The organism is Frankia alni ACN14a (genome assembly GCF_000058485.1).
GTDB classification, from domain to species: Bacteria; Actinomycetota; Actinomycetes; order Frankiales; family Frankiaceae; genus Frankia; species Frankia alni.
On the sequence record NC_008278.1, the window covers coordinates 1011693 to 1035587 of the forward strand.

Here is a 23895-nt window from a genome sequence, read left to right on the forward strand (position 1 = left end):
TCCAGACCTCCCCGCCTGCAACTGTGATGATGCCGGATCAGGTGGAGATCCTCCCACCCGACCCGACGACTCACACCGCGACGGCGGCGGGGCTCAGCGCGTGCCGGTAGCTGCGCAGCACCCCACGGGCGGTGGCCGACCAGCCGAAGCCGGCCGCCCGGCCGACCGCGCCGGCGGCGAGCCGACTGCGCCAGTGCGGCTGGCGCAGCAGCCGGTCGAGGGTGTCGGCGTAGCGGGCCGGGTCACGACCCGCCACGAGCAGCCCGGAGACCCCGTCGGCGACGGCGGTGCGCAGGCCGCCGACCGCGGCGGCGACCACCGGCGTGCCGCAGGCCTGGGCCTCCAACGCGACGAGGCCGAAGCTCTCGCTGTGGCTGGGGACCACCACGGCGGTGGCCGCCCGGTACCAGTGGGCCAGCTCGTGCTGCGGCGCCGGCGGCTGGAACCGGACGAGGTCGGAGATCCCGAGGTCCGCGGCGAGCTTGACCAGGGCGTCCGGCTGCTCCAGCCCCGAGCCGCTCGGGCCGCCGACGACGGCGACGGTCAACCTCGAGCGGCGGGTCGGATCGCGGCGCAGCAGCTCGGCAGCGGCGTGCAGCAGCAGGTCCGGTGCCTTGAGCGGCTGGATCCGGCCGACGAACAGCAGCAGGTCGCCATCCCGGTCGAGGCCGAGGCGCGCCCGTGACTGCGCCGGATCGCCCGGCCGGAAGGTCTCCAGGTCGACGCCCGGCGCGACGACGTCGACCCGGTCGGGGTCGGCGTCGTAGAGGTCGATGAGGTGGCCGCGCTCGTCCGCGGTGGAGGCGATCAGCCGGGTGGACCCGGCGATGACCTCCTGCTCGCCGAGCAGCCGGCCGGGCGGCTCGGGGCGGTCCCCGACGGCCAGCGCGCCGTTCTTGATCTTCGCCAGGGTGTGCGAGGTGTGCACGAACGGCACGCCCCACCGCCGGGCGACCGCGAGGGCGACCTGGCCGGACAGCCAGTAGTGCGAATGGATGACGTCGAAGTAGCCCGGCTCGTGCCCCGCCTCGGCGCGCAGCACATCCGCGGTGAACGCGCACAGCCAGGCCGGCAGGTCCTCGCGGTGGATCTCCTCGAACGGCCCGGCGTCGACGTGGCGCACCGTCACGCCGGGGGCCAGCTCCGCCGAGGTCGGCAACTTGCTGCTCACCGCCCGGGTGAACACCTCGACCTCGACGCCGAGCGCCGCGAGCTGCCGCGAGAGCTCCACCACGTAGACGTTCAGCCCGCCGGCGTCCCCCGTGCCGGGCTGCTCCATCGGCGACGTGTGCATCGACAGCATCGCCACGCGCCGGGGCCGGGTGCCCCGGTTTGGCTCGGCGCGGACCGCGGCACCGCTCCTGATCAACCGCACCGGGCACCTCCGCATCCATCCGTCTGGGTCGCCTGCCCGGCACGACCAACCCTGCACAGGACCGACACGACAACCACCGTTCTACCCGCCCCGTTGTCCGGTCAACTGGTCGCCCCCCGCCCCAGCGCCCACGACGGGCCGCAAATTACGCTGTCATTGCAGGTCAGAGGGGTGCGAGTGGTGAGGTCGCCGGGCCGACGGTCACAAAGCTGTAAGGAAACAGACGCGGTGACGCGCCCCGGGCGCCGGCCCGACCGGGCGGTCGAGCGCGATCCGGGTCACCGCCGCGGCGCGGGGAGACGCCGAACGTCGGCGGTCGGGGTGGATGCCCGAGGCGACCGGAACGGCCGATCTGCGAGGCTGGTCGGGTGCCGAATCCCCGCCGTGCCCCGCGCCTGGCGGCCGGCCGGGCCCGCGCCCTCGGGGAACCCACCCGGGGTACCACGGCGCCGAACCGGCTGCGGCGGGTCGACCGCTGGCTGCTCGACGCCGCCGGCCCCCTGCTGCGGGGCAGCGCGGACCCGCTGGTCGTCGATCTCGGCTTCGGTGCGTCGCCGGTCACCACCGTCGAACTCCACCGGCGGCTGCGGACGGCCTGCCCGCGGGTGCGCGTCGTCGGCCTCGAACTCGACCCGCAGCGAGTGGCCGCCGCGACGGATGCCGCCCGGCCGCCCGGGCTGACCTTCGCCCGCGGCGGGTTCGAGCTGCCGCCCGCGCCTACGCGTCCCGCCGTGGTCCGTGCCCTGAACGTGCTCCGCCAGTACCCCGAACCAGCCGTCGCCGGCGCCTGGGCGACGATGACGGCGCGGTTGGCGCCCGGCGGCCTGCTCGTCGAGGGGACCTGCGACGAGATCGGCCGGCGGGCCTGCTGGTTCTGCCTGCCGGCCCCGGGGCCGGCGCCCGGCTGGCTGCCCGCCGGGCGGGTCACCGCCCGCCCGACCCTGACGCTCTCGGCCCACCTGCCGAGCCTCGGCCGCCCCTCCGAGCTCGCCGAGCGGCTGCCCAAGGCACTGATCGAACACAACGTTCCCGGTCACGACGTCCACCGCCTGCTCGGGGCGCTCGATCGGGCCTGGGAACGGGCCGCGCCACGGGCCGTGTTCTCGCCGCGGCAGCGTTGGATCGCCGCGGTGGCCGAGCTGCGGGCGCAGGGCTGGCCGGTGCGCGCAGACGCCCGGCGCTGGCGGCTGGGCGAACTTACCGTCGACTGGCCGCCGCGAGCGCCGCGCTGAACGCGCGGTAGGCCTGATCGTCGTACAGCACGAAGCGCGCCTGCGCGACCCGGGTGTCCGCCGCGAGGACGGTCGTCACGGCCAGGCGGGCGGCGTCGTCCAGCGGCCAGCCGTACACCCCGGCGCTGACGGCGGGGAAGGCGACGCTGGCCGCACCGAGCTCGTCGGCGACCGCGAGCGCCCGCGTGTAGGCCGAGCGCAGCAGTGCGGAGCGGTCCTCTGCCGGGTCGTACACCGGGCCGACGACGTGGATGACGTGCCGGGCGGCCAGCCGGCCCGCCGGCGTCGCCACCGCCTCACCGGTCGGCAGCCCCCGCGGGAGGGAGGTCGCGCGCAGCCGCTCGCAGGCGGCACGGATCTCCGGTCCGCCGGCGGCGTGGATGGCGCCGTCGACGCCCCCACCACCGAACAGTCCGCTGTTGGCGGCGTTGACGATCGCGTCGGCCTCGACGAGCGTGATGTCGCCCTGCTGCAGGGTCACGTGCACCATGGCGACCAGTCTTCCCGAGCCGGCGTTCGCTGTGACGGTCCTCGGCGGTACCCACCCGGACGAGGGAGGGGCGGGGCCCACAGGGACTGGTGCGTTTGCGGGTGGACGGGGACTGCGATCCGATGGAGGATATTCGGCCTCGCAGCGGGGCCGGGGCCCGGGCCAGGACCGGGGCTCAGGGCAGAAACCGGGGCTCAGGCCAGGACCCGGGGCTCAGGCAGGAGAGGAAGCCGGAAGGCTGGAAGGGATGGCGGCGATGGCGGAACAGCTCGTGGTTCTCGGGTTCGACAGCGTGGAGCAGGCGCGGCAGGCCTGGTCACTCGGCCGCCGACTGCGCCGGGACAAGCGGCTCGATCTGGCCGACGGCACGCTGGTGTGGCGGGATGAGCGAGGCCGCGTCACCATGCGCCGCGTGGCCAACCCGGCCCGGACCGCCGCTCTCGGCGGGGCTCTGTGCGGCGGGGTGATCGGAACGGTGTTCCTCGCCCCGTTCGTCGGCCTCGGCATCGGGGCGGGCGCCGGGGCGCTCGCCAGCAGGCTCAGCGGGCCGGGCGTGGACGACGATCTGGTCCGGCGCATCGCCGGGCATCTGCAACCGGGACGGGCCGCGATCTTCGCCCTGGTGCGCCGTTCGGCGGCCGAGGAGGTCACCGCCGCACTGCGCCCGCACCACCCGGTCGTCATCATGACGACCCTGCCGCCGGAGCGGGAACACCGGCTGGCCCGGGCCCTGGGCCGCCGGCCAGCTCCCGCCTGACGGCCCCCGCGACCGGGGCCCGCCCGCGGCGGCTGGTCGCGGCGGCTGGTCGCGGCGGGCGCGGTGGCCGCCCGCCGCGGTCTGCGGCGCGTCAGGAACCGGCGGGGCGGCGGGTCGGCGCGATCTTGTCGAGCACCGCGAGGTCGTCCGGGCGGGGCTGCCACTGGCCGGCCGCGGCGTTTGCCCGCACCTGGACGGCGCTCGTCGCGCCGGCGATGACCGAGGCGACGCCGGGCTGTGCGGCCAGCCCGCCGATCGCCACGTCGAGCAGGGAACGGTCCCGCTCCCGGGCGAAGGTCTCCAGCACGTCGATGCGGTCGAAGACCTCGTCGGTCAGCTCGTCCTGCCGCCCGGCGAGCCGGGTCCCGGGTGCGGGCGCCTCGTCGCGCTGGTACTTGCCGGTGAGCAGCCCGTTCGCGAGCGGGAAGTAGGGGATGACGCCGATGCCGTACTTCAGCGTGGCCGGCACCAGTTCCGCCTCGACGCCGCGTTCGAGCAGGCTGTAGTGGTTCTGGGCGGAGATGAACCGGGTGGCACCGGAGGCCCGCGCGGTCCACTCGGCGTCGGCGACCTGCCAGGCGTCGAGGTTGCAGGCGCCGATGTAGCGGATCTTGCCTTCCTTGAGGATCTCGTCGAGCGCCTCGAGCGTCTCCTCGATCGGCGTGAAGGCGTCCAGCTTGTGGAGCTGGTACAGGTCGATGTAGTCCGTCTGCAGCCGGCTCAGGGAGCCCTCGACGGCCTTGCGGATGTACCGCCGCGATGCCCGGGCGCTGAAGTCCTGGCCGTACATGCCGCCCATGTCGCTGCCGAATTTCGTGGCCAGGACGACGTCATCGCGGCGGCCCCGCAGAACGTGCCCGAGCAGGGTCTCCGAACCACCCTTGTTCCCGTAGGTGTCGGCGGTGTCGAAGAAAGTGATCCCGGCGTCGAGCGCGGCATCGACGACCGCGCGGGTGCCGGCCAGGTCGACGCGTGAGCCGAAATTGTTGCATCCCAGACCGACGACTGACACGAGCAGTCCGGACGATCCCAGCGGGCGATAGCGCATGTACTCAATACAACACATCGGAGTGCCGCCCGCGGACACCAGGTCCGCGGGCGGCGGTCGATCTGTGTACACCGGTGGTCGTCCATAGCGGATCCGATGTGTACGGGTTTTCCCGGTGTTACTTCTCCGGAGCGGCGTCGACCACCGCGCGACCGACCGCCTCCGCCGCCCGGCGGGTCGACGTGCGCGCCGCGCGGGTCTGGCTGACCGCGGTCCGGGTGCGCTGCTCGGCCTCCGCGGTGGACGGGCTGCGTCGGATGCTCGCCACCCGGCGCTCTCCCCGGGACGCGAAGGTGTTGTAGAGCTGGGTGGCGCGGTCCTGCAGGTCCGAGATCTGGGAGGTCACGGTCGCCGGCAGCGCGCGAACGGCGGTGCCGACCTGGGTGGGCACCCGGGCGGCCTGCACGGGCAGCGACCCGACCCGGTCGGAGAGCCGGCGGACCTCGCTCGTCGTCGTCGTGGGCAGGGCGAGAAGCTTCGCGACGGCGAGGTCGGCGGCCCCCACCGAGGCGTAGATCGGCTTACGGACCTCCGCCAGCGGAACCCTGATCTCGGCCTTCACCGCGGCCTCGTCGTGATCCGTCTGCGCGGTGGCGCGGGCGGTGGGCCGGGCGGCGGACCGGTTGGCCGGGCGGCTCGTGGTACGGGATGTCGTGCGCGTGGTGGCCATGGTGTCTCCCTCGGGTCGAGGATCTGTTGTCGTCGTGTAGGTGATTCCTGGGGTTCGGCCGCCGCTGCGGGTGTGCTCCGGTGGCGGCTGTCGGGTCAGGGATGTGCGGTCGACTCGGTGCGTTCCGTGCGTTCCGTGCGTTCCGTGCGTTCCGTGCGGTCCGTGCGGTCGAGGTGGTGTCGTGGCGACGGATCCGCCGCTCTGGCCGCGGCCGAGCGGGTCGGTGCCGGTGCCGGTGCCGGTGAGACGCTGTCGTCCGGCGGGGGGCGAAGGCCCGGGAGCAGGTCAGGCGCCGGTTGCTCCGGCGGACCCGTCCGTGTCGGGTCCAGGGGCGGCGGTCGAGCCGGTGGTGCCTTTCGAGCCGGTGGTCCCTTTCGAGCCGGTGGTGGTGTCGGCACCGGGAGTGGTGTCCGAACCGGGAGTGGTGTCGGGGCCGGGACTGGTGTCGGGGCCGGGGGCGGTCGACGGGGTGGCGGTGCGGCGACGGGTGCGGGTGGTGGCTGCGGTCGACGAGGTGCCGCCGGCCGACCTGGTGCGCCCGGCTCCCGCCGAGCCGCCGCGGGTGGTCGCCGTCGCCCGCTTGGGGCTACGGCGCTTCGGCGCTTCCGCGATGGCCGGCTGCGCCGCCGCGTCGTCGGCCGGCACGGCCGCGCCCAGAGCGTCCTGCGCCGCCTCGGCAGCGGCGCGACGACTGGCAGGCCGCCGCCGAGCGGTACCCGCGGGGCGGGTCTTCGCCGTCGCCGTCACCCTCGTACCGGCGGTGGCGTCGCCACCGGCGACGGGCACGTCGCCCGCTGCGCCGCCGGCGCTCGCCTCCGCGACGGTGTCGTCGTCCGCACCGGACGCTTCCTCCGCACCGGAGTCGTCATCCACGCGGGTACCGGCTCCGCCCGCGGCCGGCCCGCCGGTCGCCGCGCCGGCTCGGGCGGCGACGGCGTTCTCCGTGCAGAACGCCTCGTAGATGTCGAGCACCACCTGCTTCTGCCGCTCGGAAAGGGAATCGTCCGCGAGGATCGCCGCCATGACGTCCTCACCGCCGTGCCGTTCCTCCAGAATCCCGGCCTGGACGTAGAGCACCTCGGCGGAGATGCGCAGCGCCTTGGCGATCTGCTGGAGAATCTCCGCGGACGGTCGGCGCAGACCTCGCTCGATCTGGCTGAGGTAAGGGTTGCTCACCCCCGCCTGCTTGGCGAGTTGACGCAGGGAAATCTGCGCGGCGCGCCGCTGATCCCGGATGAAATCGCCGAGATCGCGAACATTCAGGGCCGCCACCGGGTCACACGCCTCCTTCGACGGACGGGTCGGGCGCCGCCCGACCGCTGCGGGCACCCCGCGCCGAGGACGCGGCCGACGGTGATCGGCGCTCGGCCACCGGGACGGGGAGCCCGGCACAACGCAACGTCAACGCGATCGACGATACGTCCGAGTGCTAACTCTGGCAAGCGCGCGAGTTAGCACCTTTGGGTCGCTCCGCCCGACGGGCACCCGATGTCCGCCTGCCCTGGCGGGCGATCGGCGGGCGGGCGGGCGGCGACCCCCGTAACCCCCGTAACCCCCGTAACCGCCCGAGACGCGGAAGTCCGGACCAGGGCGGGATGGCCCTGGGCTCGGATGGCCTTGGGACGGTCAGTTCTCGGCCTGGGCCAGCCACGCGCGCTGGGTGGCCAACGCGGCTTCGGTCTCGGCGATCTCCTTGGTGCGCCCGGCAGCCTGGGCGCGGGCGAGTTTGGCCTCCAGCTTGGCGACGGATTCTCGCAGCCTGGTCACGAAGGGCGACGCGGCGATGGAACGCTGCGCCCATCGGGCGTCCGCGGCCTCGCGCAGCCTGTCGCCGATCGCCGCCATCTGGCGTTCGAGTGTGCCGGCCGTCTCGCGGGGAACCCGGCCGATCTCGTCCCACCGGTCCTGCAGTTCGCGCAGGCGCCGCAGCGAGCGCTCGGTGTCGGTCGGGTCGAGCGCGCTCGCCTCGGCCAGCAGCTTCTCCTTCTGGACCTGGTTGTCCCGCAGCTCCGCGTCCCGCTCGGCGTTCGCGGCGTTGCGCCGGCTGAAGAAGACGTCCTGCACCTCGCGGAACCGGTTCCACAGCGCGTCGTCGACGTCCTTGGCCGCCCGGCCGGCCGCCTTCCAGTCGGCGAGCAGAGCTCGGTAGCGGGCGGTCGTGCCGGCCCAGTCGGAGGATTCGACCAGCGCCTCCGCCTCGGCGATGATCGCCTCCTTCCGCTCCCGCGAGCGGGCCCGCTGGGTGTCCAGGGCGGCGAAGTGCGCGGTGCGCCGGCGGGTGAACTCCTCGCGGGCGCCGGTGATGCGCCGCCACAGCGCCGAGTCGGTGCGCTTGTCCAGGGACCCGACGGCCCGGAACTCCTCGGCGAGAGTGCGGAAGCGTTCGCCGGCGGTCTTCCATTCCGAGCTGCGGCCGAGCCGCTCGGCCTCGGCGACCAGCTCCTCCTTGGCCGCGGCGATCCGGGCGGTCCGCTCGGCCCGCTCGGCGGCGAGCACGGTGCGCCGCTCCTCGGTGCCCGCGAGGACGGTCTCGAGCCGGGCACGCAGGGCGTCGAGATCACCGACGACGGCGGCGGAGTCGAGGGAGTCGAGCAGCCGGCGGGCGCTGCCCGCGATCCCGCCCGGATCGACCCCGCTGAGGGTCAACCGCCGTTCCAACAGCACGACCTCGGCACTCAGATCGTCGTAGCGGCGCTCGAAGTGGGCCAGGCCCTCGCTGGGGCTCCCGGCCCGCCACGATCCGACGGCGCGCTCACCGCTCGCCGTGCGAACGAAGACGGTGCCGTCCTCGGCGACGCGCCCCCAGGCGGACGCTTGGCCGGATTCGCTGCGGTCACTCATCGTGTTCCCGAAGATCGACTGACGTTTCCTGTCATTCTTGCAGGCGTTGGCCGCGGAGGGGACGGCCGCCACGTATCCGGACACCGTGAATCGGTGCCCGCACCGCCGCAGCGCGTCGGGATCCGGAACGCGGGGCGCCGATGCCCGCTGGTGGCGTCCGTCCACGCACCCGTGGACCCGGTCCGTCCGCTGCCCCGATCGGCGGCTCGCGGACCGGAGGGTCACAGGTAGGCACCGGTTGTTCCTGCGGTGGCCCGACCCCGGTCTAGGCATCCCGGCACGGGTGGGGCCAAGATGCGTAACCGTGACGAGTGGGGTGCATGGGTGATGCGCCGCGCAGGGATGATGGTGCGCCGTCCGTGGATGGTGCGCCGTCTGTGGATGGTGCGCCCTGCGTGCATGATGCGCGGTGCGTGCATGATGCGCGGTGCGTGGGTGATGCGCGGCGGGCGGATGAGCGGGATGGGTGGATGACCGGGGTGGGTGGCGGCCGGGTGGGCTGGCGGGTCGGCGCGTTGTTGGCGCCCGCCTTCGTCGGGCTCGGCGTGTTCGTCATCGGGCCCGCCCTGGTCTCGGCCTTCGTGGCGGGGACCGACAAGACGCTGACCGGTCCGCGTTTCAGCTGGGTGGGCACGGCGAACGCCCGCACCGCCTTCTCCGATGGCGACCTCGGCGGGGCCGTGCGCAACACCCTCCTGTACTGCCTCATCACGGTCATTCCCGCGGTCGCGATCGGGCTGGCACTGGCGCTGGCCGCGGAGCGGGTGACCCACGGCCGTGCCCTGGTGCGTTTCGCGTTGTTCCTGCCGGTCAGCGCGAACATCGTCGCGATGGCGGTGGTGTTCGCGTACATGTTCGACAGCAGTCCCGACGGATTCGCGAACACGGTGGTCGGTCTGTTCGGGGTGGCGCCGGTCGACTGGCTCGGCGACACCTCGACCGCCCTGCCGGTGGTCGCCCTCGTCGGGGCCTGGCGGCTGACCAGCTTTGTGTTCATCGTCTACCTGGCCGGCCTGACCACCATCCCGCGCTCGGTCTACGAGGCGGCCGACGTCGACGGCATCCGCGGATTCGCCCGGCTGCGCCACATCACCCTGCCGCTGCTGGCGCCCACCACGGTCTTCCTGGGTGTCTTCGTGACAATCCTGACGCTGCAGACCTTCGAGACGGTCGCCGTTCTCACCAAGGGCGGCCCCCTCGATTCGAGCACCACCATCATTTACTACATTTACGAGGTCGGTTTCACCGGATCGTTCCGCATCGGATACGCCTCGATGATCGCTCTGTTGCTGCTCGTCGTCATCGTGGCGCTCGGCGCCGGCGGAGCGCTGCTCGGGCGGCGTATCCGGCGGGCGCGGGAGGCCGCCGCGTGACCGCCGGGACCAGCAGCGGCGCCCCCGCCGGCCCATCCGTCCCCGCCGGCCCGCCTGCCCCGGCCGGACCACCGGCCCGCCACCGCGGCCCGGCCGCCCTGCGGACACGCGCGGCCCGCGCGGCGGGACCGCGTCGTCGGCTGCCGGGCGCCGCGACCCTCGCGCGCCTCGCCCTGCTCACCGTCGGCATCGTGGTCGCGGTCCTGCCGTTCGTCTGGATGCTGCGAACCGCGATCGGCCCTCCGCAGACCGCCCTCGCGCTCGATTCCAACCCCATCCCGTCGCGGGTGCAGTTCCACTCGTTCGACCAGGCCTGGCACGCCGGCGACCTCGGACCCGCGCTGCTCACCGGCGTCGGGGTCAGCCTCGCGATCCTCGCGCTCCAGCTCGCCACGGCCGTCCCCGCCGCCTACGCCTTTGCCTGCCTGCGCTTTCGCGGGCGCACCGGCCTGTTCGCCGTGGTGCTGGCCACGCTGCTCGTGCCCGCGCAGGTCACCGCGGTGCCGAACTACGTGACGATCTCCGCGCTGGGCTTCGCCGACACCCGCGTCGGCCTGGTGCTGCCGTTCATGACCCACGCCGGCATGATCTTCATGCTCCGCCAGTACATGACCACCATTCCCGCGTCGGTCCTCGACGCCGCGCGGATGGACGGCCTGGGCACCTGGCGGACGCTACGCTCGATCATCGTGCCGCTCGCGGCGCCGGCGATCGCCTCGGTGTCCGTGTTCAGCTTTCTGCTCTCCTACAACGAGTACCTGTGGCCGCTGCTGGTCGCCCGGTCGCCCGGCATCGCCACCCCGCCGCTCGCCCTTGCCCGCCTGCTGACGGACTCCTCGTCGATCATCCCCGACTTCGCCGAGCTCGCCGCTGCGGCGCTGGTCATCAGCCTGCCGTCGCTGGCCGTCTTCGTCGTCGCCCAACGCCGTCTCGCCGCCGGGATCACCGGCACGGGCGCCGGTGCCTGAGAGGAACAACGCGTGATCCGCATCCGCCGCTTGCTGCCCCTGACCGTGGCGGTCACCATGCTCACGTTGACGGCGTGCGGCGGAGGCGGTGACTCCGGCCCGGCGAACCCGGCGGAAAGCCTGCGTCCCACCGCGCGTTCCGCCGCCGCGGGCGTCGACAACGTGGCCGGCGCGACGGCGTCCCCGGAATGCGCCGCCAAGGTGAAGACCCTGCGGATGGCCGCGGTCGGCACCCTCAACGACGTGGCGAAGTCCGGCAAGGCGTACATGGAGAAGGCCCATCCCGGCCTCACCGTGGACCTGAACACCACCGCCCCCGACTACACCGCGCTCGTCCAGCAGATCAGCGCCGACCGGTCGGCAGGCCGCTCCGTCGACGTCGCGGTCGCCGGCTTCGACCTGCTGCCGGTCTTCGCCCGCGAGCTCGGCGCCCAGGAGCTCTCCCCGCGGCTGCTGCGCGCCTCCTACGACCAGCGCCTGCTCGGCCTCGGCACCGTCGGCGGCAAGCAGATCGGGATCCCGCAGCAGGTCTCCTCGCTCGCCCTGGTCTACAACCTCGACGTTCTGACCAAGGCCGGCGTCGACCCCGCCACCCTCACCACCACCGCCGGCGTGCTCGCCGCCGCGGACAAGATCAAGGCATCCGGACAGAACGTGCAGCCGATCGACCTGCCGACCGGCCAGCAGTTCGGGCAGTGGATCCTCAACACGCTGGCCAGCTCCAAGGGCACCCCGATCCAGGACGCCTCGGGCCGCCCGGCGCTGACCACCCCGGCGGCGCAGGAGGCCGCGGAGTTCCTGGCGAAGGTCGGCACCTACGGCCCGCAGTCCACCGACCCGACCCAGCAGGGGCTGCTGCGCTTCGGCATCCGCAAGCAGACCGCGATGACGGCGGTCACGGTCGCCTCGCTCGCCGGCGGGCTGAAGTTCATCGCCGGGCAGGGAGCGAAGGGATTCCGGGCCGGCGCCATCCCGTTCCCGACCCTGCCCGGCGGCACCCAGCATCCCGTCGCCGGCGGGAACGCGCTGACCGTCCTGGCCACGGACCGCTGCCAGCGGGAGATGGCGACCGAGCTGGTCGTCTCCCTGCTGTCCCCGGACGTCGTGGTCGCGAGCACGGAGGCGCTCAGCTACATCCCGGTGGACACCCAGGCCGCCAGTCAGCTCGGTGCGTTCTACGACACCTACCCGCAGCTGAAGCCCTTCCTCGCGCTCACCGGTTCGCTGGTCAAGGCGCCCGCGTGGGGCGGGGCCCGCGGCGGCGAGCTGCCGACCGCGCTGTCTGACCAGGTGCTGCGCATCGTCAGGGGCGAGGACCCGGCGAAGACGTTGGCCGCGGCGCAGGCCGAGGCCGTGGAGCTGACCCGGTGAGCGCCCCGGCCCCCGCCAGGCCCGATCTCCCGCTCGGGATGGTCACCGGCGTGCCGATCGAATTCGACCGGATCGGCCGCTCGTTCGGCTCCGTGCACGCGCTGCACGAGGTCTCGCTCACGGTCGCGGCCGGGGAGATCGTCGCGCTGCTCGGGCCGTCGGGCTCGGGAAAGTCGACGCTGCTGCGGATCTGCGCCGGGCTGGACGAGCCGACCACCGGCGACGTGCGCTTCGACGGGACCAGCCAGCTCGGCCTCCCGCCGCACCGCCGGGACGTCTCCATGGTGTTCCAGCACTTCGCGCTCTACCCGCACAAGTCCGCGCTGGACAACCTGACGCTCGCCCTGCGCCACGGCCGCGGCCTGCCGAAGGCTGCCGCCGTCGCAAGGGCCCGGGAGACGCTCGCCATGCTCGGCATCGCCGAGCTGGCCGGCCGCCGTCCCCCGCAGATGTCCGGCGGCCAGCGCCAGCGGGTCGCGATCGGGCGGGCCCTGGCGACCCGAGCGCGCGTCATCCTCCTCGACGAGCCCATGTCCGGCCTCGACGCCCAGCTCCGGGTCGAACTACGGGTCGAGATCGTCGGCCTGCTGCGCAGCCTGGGCACCACCGCGCTGTTCGTCACCCATGACCAGGCCGAGGCGATGGCCGTGGGGGATCGCGTCGCCGTCCTCGGCGAGGGCCGCCTGCAGCAGATCGGCACCCCCGACGAGATCTACGACCGGCCCGCCACCCGCTTCGTGGCCGCCTTCGTCGGCAGCCCGCCGATGAACGTCTGGGACGGCCACTGGCACGACGGCCGCCTGCGCGCCGACGGCTTCGACGTGCCGGCGCCCGCGGGCGCGGCGGCCTTCGGCGTCCGGCCCGAGCACCTCACCCTGGACCTCGGCGCCCTGGACGTCGACAGCCCGGGGGCGGGCACCCCGGGCGTCGGCACCCCGGGCGTCGGCACCCCGGGCGTCGGCACCCCAGGCGTCGGCACCCCAGGCGTGGGCGGCCTGGACGGCGGCAGCCTGGACGTCGGCGTTCCCGAGCAGCCCGGCAGCCTGCGCGGGGTGGGCGGCTCCGAGCAGCTGCGACTGTCGGGCGAGGTCGTCGTCTCCGAGCGGCTGGGGGCGGAGCGGACCGTCCACGTCCGCACGCGCGCCGGCGTGCTCGCCGTCCGCGTGAACGCCGCCCTCGCCCTGACCCCCGGTGCCTTCGTGGTGCTCCGGGCTCCGACGTCGGCACTCACCTACTTCGCGCCCGACGGCGACCGCCTCGACCATCCCTGACCGCTGCTGCCGGGACTGGCGCTGCGATCACTCCCGTGACCACGGACGCCTGAGCCCGCGGCGTGCCGGAAGGACCTCGATCTCCACCGATGGTCACGACGCAGCAGCAGGGCCGCCGTCGTGCCGAGGGGTGGGCACGGTTTCCGGGCCGGGAACCGTGCCAGGCCTCGGCACGATCCTCGTTCGCCGCCGCGGTGATGACTGTCGGTTGTTGCCCGGCCGAGACCGAGGCCGGGACGCGGACGTGACCATGGACGATCCGTCGTGCCCGCGCTGGGCGGTGCGGTCCGCGACGTGGACTGCGAGAGCCTGACGGCGTTTCCACGGGAACGAAGGACATCTCGACCTGGAATCGTCGTCGTCGGCTAATTGTATTGCGGTTGATGCGGATTCTGGTCACGGGTCGCGTCGTTTCTCAAAATGGGTGACGGCGCGCCGCTCACTGTGCTTTGCTGTCTGTCAAACGCCCATCGCGCACATGGTGTCCGACCGAGTCCTGGTCCTCGGATTCCGTCGGGTAAAACGAGGATAGGCGCATGTGACCAGGATGCGTCGAAGATGGCATCCGTGCCCGTATTGACCGGATGGGGCCCCAGGTCGCGGCCGCATGGCCGCAATGTTGGAGAACTGGACATGACGCCCGGATGTCCGGGCAGTCCCCGGCGACATCCGTGCAATCAAGGCCCCCAGTGGTCCGGCCGTGACCTCTGTGCACGCATCGCACCGGGGTCATCACTATGGACACCAGGATGTCGCGACATAGCGTCAGTGGGCGCTCACAGATTTGACCCAGGAGTTCCGACTCGAGGAGATCGTCGATGCTGACGGATAACGCGCACGCCTGCACACATCCGCTCGCATTCGTCCGCGCGCAGCGTGGTTGGTCCTATCAGCGACTGGCCCGTGTGGTGGCCCGTCGCGCCCGTGACCTCGGGGTGGCGAACATGGCGGCCGAGCGCCAGAAGGTCTGGCGCTGGGAGCACCGCGGCGTCGTCCCGGACCGGGTCTCCCAGCTCGCCCTCGCCGCCGAACTCGGCGTCCCGAACGACCGGCTGGAGTCGCATCCGTGGCCGGCCTGGCTGCCGACCGGTGACGCCGTGCGCACCGAGTACCCGTGGACGCCGGCCGGCGGCATCACGGCGATCATGGACGTCGTCGAGGACGCCCTCTCCGACCGGCGCGGTTTCCTCACCATCACCGGGGTCGGCGTCGCGGAGCTCGCGACGCAGTGGCTCGGCCTGGAGCCCAGCCGGCTGTCCGCCGCGCTGAACGGCGGACGAGTCGACGATCAGATCGTGAACCGGATCGAACACAACATCCCCGGCCTGCGGGTGATGGACGAGCGCCTCGGTGGCGAGAGCGTCCGCCGCCTGGTCGACGCCGAGCTCGGGGTGGTGGCGGACCTGCTGGTTCGCGGGTCCTACACCGAGCAGGTCGGCCGTCACCTGCACGTGGTCGCGGCCGAGCTCGCCCGGTTCGCCGGCTGGGTCTCCTTCGACGCCGGCTTCCAGACCGCCGCCCAACGCTACTGGATCACCGCGCTGCACTCCGCGCACGCCGGTGGTGACCGGATGCTCGGCGCGAACGTGCTGAAGAACATGTCGCTGCAGTGCGTCGACTTCGCCCGTCCGCGGGAGGCGGTGGATCTCGCGGAGGCCGCCGTGACCAGCATCGGGGGCGCCAGCGGCCGGGTCGGCGCCATGCTGCACATGCGGCGCGCCCGCGCCCACGCCGCGCTCGGCGAGGCCGGCGCGTGCGCGGAGGCACTGGCCCGTTCGGAGGAGGCGATGGACGCCGCCCGGCCCGAGGACCCGGCCTGGGCCGACTACTTCGACGACGGCGAGTACCACGCCCAGATCGGCAGTTGCTACATCGATCTCGGTCATCTCGCGCAGGCCGACCGGTGGCTGGAGAGATCCCTGACGATGCTGCCGACCTCGCGGGCCCGGGACCGGGCGACCTACCTGCTGCGCCGGGCCGCCCTGCAGATCGACCTGGGCAACGTCGAGCACGGCTGCGCGCTGACCCGGGAGGCGATGCCGATGCTGGAGGCGACGCGCTCCAAGCGCAACGCCCGCCGGGCCGACGAGCTGCGGCGCCGGTTGCGCCGGCACAGCTCCGACCCGGAGGCGCGCGAACTCGACCAGGTCCTTTCGCGCACCGCCTGAGCGCAGGTCAGGGCCGGGACCGTCAGGGGGAGCGCAGCAGCCGGCCCGCCGGGCGCTTCGGCGCGGCCGCCGCGCTGGCGTCGTCGTCGTCCGGGTCGATCGCGGCGGCGACGGGGGCGCCGTCGGGGTCGGTGACGACGAGGGCGGCGCCCGCGGGCACCGAACGCTTCACGATCGCCAGGGCGATGGGGCCGAGCTCCTCGTGCATCTCGGAGGTGCCGACGAAACCGACCTCGCGCCCGTCGGCCGTCACCGCCGAACCCGGGGCGGCCACGGTGCCGTCGAGGTGGAGCAGGACGAGCCGGCGCGGCGGACGGCCCAGGTTGTGCACCCGGGCCACCGTCTCCTGGCCGCGGTAGCAGCCCTTGTCCAGATGCACCGCGTCGGCGAGCCAGCCCACCTCGTGCGGGATCGTGCGATGGTCGGTCTCCCGGCCCAGCCGCGGCCGGCGGGCGGCGATCCGCAGGGCGTCGAAGGCGGACAGGCCGGCGGGCACCGCGCCGGCAGCGAGCAGCCGTTGGGCCGTCGCCGCGAGCGTCGCCCGGTCGACGAGCAGATCGACGCCGTATGCCATCCGGCGGACCAGCGTGCCGTCCGCCGCTCGGGCCACCGGGTAGGGGCCGGTGACCGGCGCGCCGGTGGGCTCGAGGGCCAGCGGTTCGGGCAGGTCCAGATCGGCACCGCCGAGGGCCGCGGCGACGGTGGGCACCGCGGCCGGTCCGACCACGCTGAGCACCGCCGTCCGCGCGCTGACGTCCGCCGGCTCCACCCGGAGCAGGAAGCGCATCGACTCCAGGTAACGCAGCAGCCCGGCGGCCGTGCCGGGCTCCACGTCCACCCAGGTGGCCGTGCCGTCGTCGGCGAGGACGAGATGGTGCTCGACGTGGCCCTGCGGGGACAGCACCAGCGCCTCGCTGCCGCGCAGCGCGCCCAGCCCGGACAGGTGCTGGGAGGTGATGCTGTGCAGCCAGGAAAGCCGGTCCGGGCCGCCGATGCGCACCACCTCGCGGTGCGACCGGTCGACGAGGGCGGCGCCGTCGCGCAGCGCGCGCTGCTCGCGCAGCGGATCGCCGTAGTGGGCGGCGACGGTCGCGTCGTCGCCGGCCGCCGGCACCGCGCCGGGCAGGTCGAGCAGCGGGGATCGGGTGGCTGTGGTGCTCGGGGTGGACCCAGAGGTCATACCGTCGAGTCTAGGTCCCCCCTCGGGGCCCGGGGCCGCCCTCACGGCCCGGCTGGGCCGACGCGATCGCCGCCGAAGCACGGCGGCCGGCGGCGGCTTGCCGTGTTCCCGAACGGAGTGTCGCGAGCATCCCATCGACGCGTCCAAAAAAGCCGTTGCGAGGTGGCCGCCCGGCCGCGTAGCGTCTGCGGTACACGAGAAGGGAGGTGGTCCAAACTTTGTATGCTCATAGGACTCGTGAGGTGACTGTCCGCTAGCCGGTCTCGTGGTCCTCACCTCTAGCCGGGTGGCCCCACGGGCACCGGCACCGGCGAGTACCAGGCAGATCACCCGACCCCCGGGCGCCGTCGACAAGTCCCGACGGCCCGCCACCGCTTCCAGCGGCGGCGGAGCGCCCGGGGGTCGCTTCATGTCTGGCCCCAGGAGACCTCGCCGCAGCCGACCCGCTGCCAACGACCTGTCGCAGTGGACCCGCCGCCCGCCGCGGCCCCGCTGCTCGACCCGGGCGGCGGCGTCCGACCTGGGGCCCGGCCCCTTCGGTGGGTCTGGCGCATCCGCCGAACCCGGCTGCGACCGGCGGCGATCCGGCGGGTCGGCGGTGGGAACCGGCAATGCTGGCCGAGGGCCCGGGCGAACAGGCAGGATCTCGGGTATGACGACCCTCGTCCTGCTCCGCCACGGTGAGAGCAACTGGAACCGCGAGAACCTGTTCACCGGCTGGGTGGACGTCGACCTGTCCGAGAAGGGCCTGAAGGAGGCCACCCGCGGCGGTGAGCTGCTGGCCGAGGCCGGTGTCCTGCCCGACGTGGTGCACACGTCCCTGCTGACCAGGGCGATCCGCACCGCCTGGCTGGCGCTGGACGCCGCCGGGCGGACCTGGGTACCGGTCCGCCGGAGCTGGCGGCTGAACGAACGGCACTACGGCGGCCTGCAGGGTCTGAACAAGGCCGAGACGCTGGAGAAGTTCGGCGAGGAGCAGTTCCAGCTCTGGCGGCGCTCCTACGACACGCCGCCGCCGGAGATCGGTCCGGAGCAGGTCAGCGGGGTGGACGAGCGCTACGCCGATCTCGCCCCCGACCTCATCCCGCGCACCGAGTGCCTCGCCGACGTCGTCGCCCGCATGCTGCCCTACTGGTACGACGCGATCGTGCCGGACCTGCGGGCCGGCCGCACGGTCCTGGTGGCCGCGCACGGCAACTCGCTGCGAGCCCTGGTCAAGCACCTCGACCACATCAGCGACACCGACATCGCCGGGCTCAACATCCCGACCGGCATCCCGCTGCGGTACGAGCTCGACGACGACCTGGGCGTGCTGAGCTCGGGATATCTCGACCCGGATGCGGCCGCGAGTGCTGCGGCCGCCGTCGCCGCCCAGGGGAAGAAGTAACGGAAAAGGTAACGACGATCAGCCTCCAGGCCCGCGGTACCCGCGCGGGCCTGGCGCGTCGTCCCGGGGGAGTCGCCGGACCGGGCGCCGGTCAGGACGAGGCGATGTCCCCGGTGACCAGGTAGATCACCCGGCGGGCCACGGAAACGGCGTGGTCGGCGTACCGCTCGTAGTAGCGGCCGCAGAGGGTGATGTCGATCGCGGCCTCCATGCCGTGCGGCCAGGGCTTCTCGATCAGCACCCGGAACAGGGTGCGGTGCAGCCCGTCCATCGCGTCGTCGTCCGACTCGAGCTGCTTGGCGAGCTCGGTGTCCCGGCTGGCGATCACCGAACCGGCCTTCGCGACGATCCGCTGCGCGACCTGACCCATCTCCAGCAGGGTCCCGCGCAGCTCCGGCGGGACCGCCCGGCCGGGGTACCGGCGGCGCGCCACCTTCGCCACGTGCAGCGCCAGGTCGCCCATCCGCTCCAGGTCGGCGACCATCCGCAGGGTGGTGACCATCATCCGCAGGTCGGTGGCGACCGGCGCCTGGCGCGCCATGACGTCGAACGCCCGCTCCTCGATCTCGTTGCGCAGCAGGTCGACGGTCTCGTCCCCGCTGATGACGTTCTCGGCGAGCTGGAGGTCGGCGTCGAGGAGGGCGGTCGTCGCCCGGGCCATGGCCGAGGCGACCAGGTTGGTCATCTCGATCAGGGACTGGTTGATGCTTTCGAGTTCATCGGTGAAGGCGTCCCGCACGGACGGCTCCTCCTGTTCGCTAGTGGGCCGAGGGGCGGCTGTGGGGTGGTGGGGGCGGCTGTCGGGAGGGGGCGGTTGTCGGATGGGGCGTGGACCGAACGAACCGAACTATGGGACGAATCGCCGCGATCGCGATGACGGCGCTGTGTCGCGCCGAACCTCGACGATGATGCGCACCTCTCGCGGTCCGGTGAACATCGACGATAGGTCCGATGAACAACTGGCGACCATCGGCGGTGGAGGCTTGCGGAGCGATGCCCGGGCGGCGCGCAGGCACCTAGCATGCGGCGAGTGGGTGACAGGTCGGCGGATGCCGTGACAACCGGTGCACACCACACCGAGCCGCCCCCGCCTACCGGGCGGCCCGACACGATGGATGGACGATGACGGTGGTACCCGGCAGCAGCGCCCCGCCAACCGGCCCCGACGGGGGCACGGAAGGCGGAACGATGCTGCCCGCGAAGCTGGTCCGACGGGTCATCTCCGGTCTGCCGATCGGCCTGATCGTCCTGGACACCAGCGACCGGGTCGTCCTGGTCAACACGGTCGCCAGGCGGATGGGCGTGGTCGACTCCGACGAGCTCGCGGTGGTGGAGCTGGCCGAGCTGGTGCGGGCGACCCGGGGGGCGGGCAGTGCCCGGGAGCGCCAGATCGACCTGCCCCCGGTGCCCGAGCCGCCGCTGACCCGGCCCCGGCCCGACCAGGAGGGCGTGGCCGTCCGCGCTCGGGCCCGCCTGCTGGACTCGTCCGGTCATGTCGCCGTCATCCTGGATGACATCACGGAGTCGCGCCGGGTCGAGGCGGTGCGGCGGGACTTCGTCGCCAACGTCAGCCACGAGCTCAAGACGCCGGTCGGAGCGCTGCACGTCCTCGCCGAGGCGGTCGCCGCGGCGAGCGAGGACCCGGTGGCCGTGCGTCGGTTCGCCTCCCGGATGACGCACGAGTCGGCCCGGCTCGCCCGGTTGGTGCAGGAGATCATCGACCTGTCCCGGCTGCAGGGCGCCGAACCGTTGCCCGATCTGCGGCCGCTGCCGACGGCGGCGCTGCTCGCCGAGGCGGTGGACCGCACCCGGCTCGTCGCCCAGGCGCAGGCCATCTCCATCGCGGTGATCGGCGACGGCCAGCTGCAGGTGCTCGGCGACGAGGGCCAGCTCGTCACCGCGGTCGCGAACCTTCTGGACAACGCGATCAGCTACTCGCCGCACGGCACCCGGGTGGTGCTCGGCGTGCGCCGCAGCGGGATGACCGTGGAGATCTCGGTCGCCGACGAGGGCATCGGGATCGCGGAGAAGGACCTCGAGCGGGTCTTCGAACGCTTCTACCGCGCGGATCCGGCCCGCTCGCGGGCGACGGGCGGGACGGGGCTGGGCCTCGCGATCGTCAAGCACATCGCCACCAATCACGGTGGGTCGGTGACCGTGTGGAGCGCGGAGGGCGCGGGGTCCACGTTCACCCTGCGGCTGCCGCTGTTCACCGGTCCGACGCAGTCGTTCACCCTCACCGACCGCCTCACTGCGGCGGCGGCCGGCTCCGAGGTCCCTGACGTGGAGGGCGCGCCGGGTGACCATCCCGACATCATCGCCGGTGCCGGTGCCGGTGCCGGTGCCGGTGCCGGTGCCGGTGCCGGTGCCGGTGGTGGCGGTGGCGGTGGCGGTACTGGTGGTGCCGGCGGCGGTGGCGGAAGCAAGGCCGCCGGGGCGGCGCGCCGCCCCGGCGGGGCCAGGAAGCGGTCCGGGTCGGCCGGTCCGTCCGATGTGACAGGGGGAGCGAACAGGTGACCCGGCTGCTCGTGGTCGAGGACGAGGAGTCCTTCTCCGATGCGTTGTCCTTCATGCTGGAACGGGAGGGCTTCGAGGTCGGGGTCGTCGCCGACGGCCCCAGTGCGCTGGCCGAGTTCGACCGGCGCGGCGCCGATCTCGTCCTGCTCGACCTCATGCTGCCCGGCCTGTCCGGCACCGAGGTGTGCCGCACGCTGCGGACCAGGTCCAGCGTGCCGATCATCATGTTGACCGCGCGGGACAGCGAGATCGACAAGGTGCTCGGCCTGGAACTCGGCGCGGACGACTACGTCACCAAGCCGTTCTCGGCCCGCGAGCTCGTCGCCCGGATCCGGGCCGTGCTGCGCCGCCGGTCGGAGACGGAGGAGGTCGCGGAGGCCACCCTGGAGGCCGGGCCGGTCCGGATGGACGTCGAACGGCACGTCGTCACGGTCGACGGCAGCATGGTCACCCTCCCGCTCAAGGAGTTCGAACTCCTCGAGATGTTCCTACGCAACGCCGGGCGGGTACTCACGCGGGGTCAGTTGATCGACCGGGTGTGGGGCTCGGACTACGTGGGTGACACGAAGACCCTGGACGTACATGTCAAGAGGCTGCGGACGAAGATTGAGCGCGAACCCGGGAATCCGCGGCATCTGGTGACCGTGCGGGGCCTGGGTTACAAGTTCGAGCCGTGATCAGGTAGGTCGCGGTCGGAGGGGGCGGTGTTCAGGTGCTCGGTGGCGTGCGTCCGACAGGGTGGTTCCCGCTCGGGGCCGGCCGTGCGACCTCTCGCGCCGAGCCTGGAGCGCAGGGCGGGGACGCCGCGGGAGACCGCCAGGCGCCCGATGGCCGGCAGGCCGTCGAGGCCCTGGACGCCGCCGAGGTCGGGCCGGTCGGCGCGGTCGGGCCGACCGGGTCGGTGGGGTCGGCCGGGTCGGTGGGGTCGGCCGGGTCGGTCAGTGTGGTCGATGCGACCGTGGCGGTGGTCGGTGGCCCGTCCGGGTCGGTGCCCGCGCGGCCCGCGGTCGACGTGAGCCCACTGCCGGCCGGGTCCCATCCCGGTCCGATGCGGCTCGGCGTGATCGACATCGGCTCGAACACCGTCCATCTGCTGGTCGTCGACGCCCATCGCGGCGGTCAGCCGCAGCCGGCGGCCAGCGTGCGGGCTCCGCTGCGGCTGGTCGAGCTGCTCGACGCCGACGGGTCGCTCGGGCCCGCCGGCGAGCAGGACCTGACCGCCTGCGTGCTGGACATGCGCCAGCAGGCGGACGCCCTGGGGGTGCACGATCTGGCCGCCTTCGCGACCTCGGCGCTGCGCGACGCGACCAACGGCGAGCAGGTGCTGGACCGGGTCAAGGGGGCGACCGGGATCGCGATCGGGGTCCTGCCGGGCGAGGAGGAGGCCAGGCTCACCTTCCTCGCCGTGCGGCGCTGGTTCGGCTGGAGCGCCGGGCGGCTGCTGGCCCTGGACATCGGCGGCGGCTCCCTGGAGATCGGCGCCGGCATGCACGAGGACCCGGAGGTGGTCGCCTCGCTGCCGCTGGGCGCGAGCCGGCTCAGCCGGGACTGGCTGGCCGACAACGACCCACCCAAGCGGGCCGAGCTCGCCGAGCTGCGGCGCTATGTGCGCGCCCAGATCGCGCCCGTCGTCGGCACGATCTACCACCTCGGCGAGCACACCCGGGCGGTGGCGACGTCGAAGACGTTCCGTTCGCTGGCGCGCATCGCCGGCGCCGAGCCCTACAGCCGCGGGCCGTACACCCGCCGGGTGCTGCGCCGCGACGATCTCGCCGAGGTCCTGGCGAGGCTGTCCCGGATGCCGGTCGAGGAGCGGGCCGGGTTGCCGGGCGTCTCCGCGTCGCGGGCGGGACAGCTCGTCGCCGGCGCCGTCGTCGCGGCCGAGGCGCTCGACCTGTTCAGCATCGACGAGGTGGAGATCTGCCCCTGGGCGCTGCGGGAAGGCGTCATCCTGCGCCGCCTCGACTGGCTCACCTCGGCCTGAGGCGGACCTGCGGAAGGGGGCGGCGCCGCGGGGCCGGTGGGCGCGGGGCATAGGGGTACTTGTCCTGTTGCGGGCGGGACGCGGTAGCGTCACGATGACGGGATGTTGCCGTTGTCACGTGCGATATGGGGGTACGTACCCTCGTCAGCCGGGCATGGAAGCGAGCGGCTTCGCGAAGATGGCCTAGCCTGGATGAGGGGAACGGTCGAGCAGGCCGGTTCCCGATCCGTACGGCAGGGAGATGGTTTGCAGGCGTCGCGTGAGGATGCGTGGCCGGTGCCGCCGGCCGCGATGGCAGCCGCCCAGGTTCCGCCGGAGCGGGCCGCCCCCGCGGCGCACGCGCCCGCGCGCGCGGTTGCCCGGGCCCCCCGGTCCGCGGTCGTCCTGCCCCGCGGCGCCCCCGCCCCCGCCCCCGCTCCGCCGAGCGCGCGGGTGGCGCTGTCCACCGCGTCGACCTATCCGGAGTCCACGGCGTCCGCCTTCGAGATGGCGGCGCGGCTGGGCTACGACGGGGTCGAGATCATGGTCTGGACGGACCCGGTCAGTCAGGACCCGGAGGCGCTGCGCCGACTGGTCGACTACCACGGCATCCCCATCCTGGCGATCCACGCACCGTGCCTGCTGCTCACCCAGCGGGTCTGGGGCACCGACCCGTGGGCGAAGCTGGTACGGGCGCGCACCGTCGCCGAGACGCTCGGCGCCCCGACGGTCGTCGTCCACCCGCCGTTCCGCTGGCAGCGGGACTACGCCCGGGAGTTCGTGACGGGCATCGAGCGGATGGCCGGGGAGACCGCCGTGCGGTTCGCGGTGGAGAACATGTTTCCGCTGCGTGCCCGCGGCCGGGAGGTGTCCGCGTACGCGCCGGACTGGTCGCCGGTCGAGGACGACTACGCCCACGTCACCCTTGACCTGTCGCACACGAGCGTGTCGCGCTCGGACCCGATCGCGCTGGCCGGCATCCTCGGGGAGCGGCTGGTCCACGTGCACATGGCCGACGGCCTCGGATCGGCCAAGGACGAGCACCTCGTCCCCGGCCGCGGCACGCAGCCCTGCGCCGAACTGCTCGAACTGCTGGCCGGCGGCAGTTTCGACGGGACGATCGTCGTCGAGATCAACACGCGACGCGCCGAGTCGCGGGCGCAGCGGGAGGCCGACCTGGCCGAGGCGCTCGCGTTCACCCGGCTGCACTTTGCCGCGCCGTCCACAGCAGGACTTCACCACACCTACGGCTGACACGCGGGCGGTTGGTCGCCACCATGGTGG

General features: G+C 73.4%; 20 protein-coding genes. 12 read left to right on the forward strand and 8 right to left on the reverse strand.

The features are described 5' to 3' along the window. Positions 1–70: 70 nt before the first annotated feature. Positions 71–1375, reverse strand: a complete 1305-nt coding sequence (gene mshA, locus FRAAL_RS04070) for a D-inositol-3-phosphate glycosyltransferase (protein WP_041938819.1) — start codon at positions 1373–1375, stop codon at positions 71–73. A gap of 368 nt (positions 1376–1743) precedes the next feature. Here mshA and FRAAL_RS04075 point away from each other — a divergent pair, with 368 nt between their 5' ends. Further along, positions 1744–2607: a class I SAM-dependent methyltransferase gene (locus FRAAL_RS04075; protein WP_011602180.1), complete on the forward strand. Its 864-nt coding sequence runs from the start codon at positions 1744–1746 to the stop codon at positions 2605–2607. Here FRAAL_RS04075 and FRAAL_RS04080 read toward each other — a convergent pair. Next, entirely contained in the window at positions 2573–3097 is a 525-nt protein-coding gene (locus FRAAL_RS04080; RefSeq protein ID WP_041938820.1) for an O-acetyl-ADP-ribose deacetylase, read from the reverse strand. The two genes, FRAAL_RS04075 and FRAAL_RS04080, sit on opposite strands and share 35 nt — an antisense overlap. A gap of 256 nt (positions 3098–3353) precedes the next feature. On the opposite strand from FRAAL_RS04080, the gene FRAAL_RS04085 reads away from it, so the two are divergent. Beyond that, positions 3354–3854, forward strand: coding sequence for a DUF1269 domain-containing protein (locus tag FRAAL_RS04085; protein ID WP_011602182.1), 501 nt, complete (start codon positions 3354–3356; stop codon positions 3852–3854). 91 nt (positions 3855–3945) lie between these two features. Here FRAAL_RS04085 and FRAAL_RS04090 read toward each other — a convergent pair whose 3' ends face one another. The 4 genes from FRAAL_RS04090 to FRAAL_RS04105 all read right to left on the reverse strand — a co-directional run bounded on the left by FRAAL_RS04090 (position 3946) and on the right by FRAAL_RS04105 (position 8413). Beyond that, positions 3946–4902: an aldo/keto reductase gene (locus tag FRAAL_RS04090; RefSeq protein WP_085949656.1), complete on the reverse strand. Its 957-nt coding sequence runs from the start codon at positions 4900–4902 to the stop codon at positions 3946–3948. 118 nt (positions 4903–5020) lie between these two features. Then, a complete protein-coding gene (locus FRAAL_RS04095; protein ID WP_011602184.1) occupies positions 5021–5572 on the reverse strand; it encodes a hypothetical protein in 552 nt (183 codons plus the stop codon). Between the two features lie 285 nt (positions 5573–5857). Next, positions 5858–6844 (reverse strand): helix-turn-helix domain-containing protein, encoded by a 987-nt coding sequence (locus FRAAL_RS35725; protein WP_011602185.1) that lies wholly within the window; start codon positions 6842–6844, stop codon positions 5858–5860. A gap of 354 nt (positions 6845–7198) precedes the next feature. Next, on the reverse strand, positions 7199–8413 hold the full coding sequence (locus FRAAL_RS04105; protein ID WP_173402674.1) for a DUF349 domain-containing protein: 1215 nt from the start codon (positions 8411–8413) through the stop codon (positions 7199–7201). 470 nt (positions 8414–8883) lie between these two features. Here FRAAL_RS04105 and FRAAL_RS04110 point away from each other — a divergent pair, with 470 nt between their 5' ends. The 5 genes from FRAAL_RS04110 to FRAAL_RS04130 all read left to right on the forward strand — a co-directional run bounded on the left by FRAAL_RS04110 (position 8884) and on the right by FRAAL_RS04130 (position 15564). Then, positions 8884–9786 carry a carbohydrate ABC transporter permease gene (locus FRAAL_RS04110; RefSeq protein WP_041938821.1) on the forward strand — a complete coding sequence of 301 codons (903 nt, stop codon included), beginning with the start codon at positions 8884–8886 and terminating at the stop codon, positions 9784–9786. Next, positions 9783–10754 carry a carbohydrate ABC transporter permease gene (locus FRAAL_RS04115; RefSeq protein WP_011602188.1) on the forward strand — a complete coding sequence of 324 codons (972 nt, stop codon included), beginning with the start codon at positions 9783–9785 and terminating at the stop codon, positions 10752–10754. The genes FRAAL_RS04110 and FRAAL_RS04115 overlap by 4 nt, the downstream gene beginning before the upstream one ends. A 12-nt stretch (positions 10755–10766) precedes the next feature. Beyond that, positions 10767–12125 (forward strand): extracellular solute-binding protein, encoded by a 1359-nt coding sequence (locus tag FRAAL_RS04120; RefSeq protein ID WP_011602189.1) that lies wholly within the window; start codon positions 10767–10769, stop codon positions 12123–12125. Further along, positions 12122–13396 (forward strand): ABC transporter ATP-binding protein, encoded by a 1275-nt coding sequence (locus tag FRAAL_RS33940; protein WP_011602190.1) that lies wholly within the window; start codon positions 12122–12124, stop codon positions 13394–13396. Before FRAAL_RS04120 ends, FRAAL_RS33940 begins: the two co-directional genes overlap by 4 nt. Positions 13397–14214: 818 nt before the next feature. Continuing rightward, positions 14215–15564 (forward strand): NsdA family TPR-like regulatory protein, encoded by a 1350-nt coding sequence (locus tag FRAAL_RS04130; protein ID WP_041938822.1) that lies wholly within the window; start codon positions 14215–14217, stop codon positions 15562–15564. A 22-nt stretch (positions 15565–15586) separates the two neighbouring features. Here the strand turns inward: FRAAL_RS04130 and ygfZ are convergent, their stop codons facing one another. Beyond that, the gene (gene ygfZ / locus FRAAL_RS04135; RefSeq protein ID WP_041938823.1) at positions 15587–16744 is read right to left on the reverse strand and encodes a CAF17-like 4Fe-4S cluster assembly/insertion protein YgfZ; all 1158 of its coding nucleotides are present in this window, start codon (positions 16742–16744) and stop codon (positions 15587–15589) included. A 652-nt stretch (positions 16745–17396) separates the two neighbouring features. On the opposite strand from ygfZ, the gene FRAAL_RS04140 reads away from it, so the two are divergent. Then, the gene (locus tag FRAAL_RS04140; RefSeq protein ID WP_011602193.1) at positions 17397–18131 is read left to right on the forward strand and encodes a phosphoglyceromutase; all 735 of its coding nucleotides are present in this window, start codon (positions 17397–17399) and stop codon (positions 18129–18131) included. Positions 18132–18222: 91 nt separating this feature from the next. Here FRAAL_RS04140 and phoU read toward each other — a convergent pair whose 3' ends face one another. Then, the gene (gene phoU, locus FRAAL_RS04145; RefSeq protein WP_011602194.1) at positions 18223–18870 is read right to left on the reverse strand and encodes a phosphate signaling complex protein PhoU; all 648 of its coding nucleotides are present in this window, start codon (positions 18868–18870) and stop codon (positions 18223–18225) included. 383 nt (positions 18871–19253) lie between these two features. Here phoU and FRAAL_RS04150 point away from each other — a divergent pair, with 383 nt between their 5' ends. The 4 genes from FRAAL_RS04150 to FRAAL_RS04165 all read left to right on the forward strand — a co-directional run bounded on the left by FRAAL_RS04150 (position 19254) and on the right by FRAAL_RS04165 (position 23865). Next, on the forward strand, positions 19254–20648 hold the full coding sequence (locus FRAAL_RS04150; RefSeq protein ID WP_011602195.1) for a sensor histidine kinase: 1395 nt from the start codon (positions 19254–19256) through the stop codon (positions 20646–20648). Beyond that, positions 20645–21325, forward strand: a complete 681-nt coding sequence (locus FRAAL_RS04155; protein WP_011602196.1) for a response regulator — start codon at positions 20645–20647, stop codon at positions 21323–21325. Before FRAAL_RS04150 ends, FRAAL_RS04155 begins: the two co-directional genes overlap by 4 nt. Before the next feature lie 47 nt (positions 21326–21372). After that, complete coding sequence (locus tag FRAAL_RS04160) at positions 21373–22632, forward strand: Ppx/GppA phosphatase family protein (RefSeq protein WP_231861501.1); 1260 nt, start codon at positions 21373–21375, stop codon at positions 22630–22632. A 291-nt stretch (positions 22633–22923) separates the two neighbouring features. Continuing rightward, on the forward strand, positions 22924–23865 hold the full coding sequence (locus FRAAL_RS04165) for a sugar phosphate isomerase/epimerase family protein (RefSeq protein WP_011602198.1): 942 nt from the start codon (positions 22924–22926) through the stop codon (positions 23863–23865). The last annotated feature ends 30 nt before the right edge of the window (positions 23866–23895 follow it).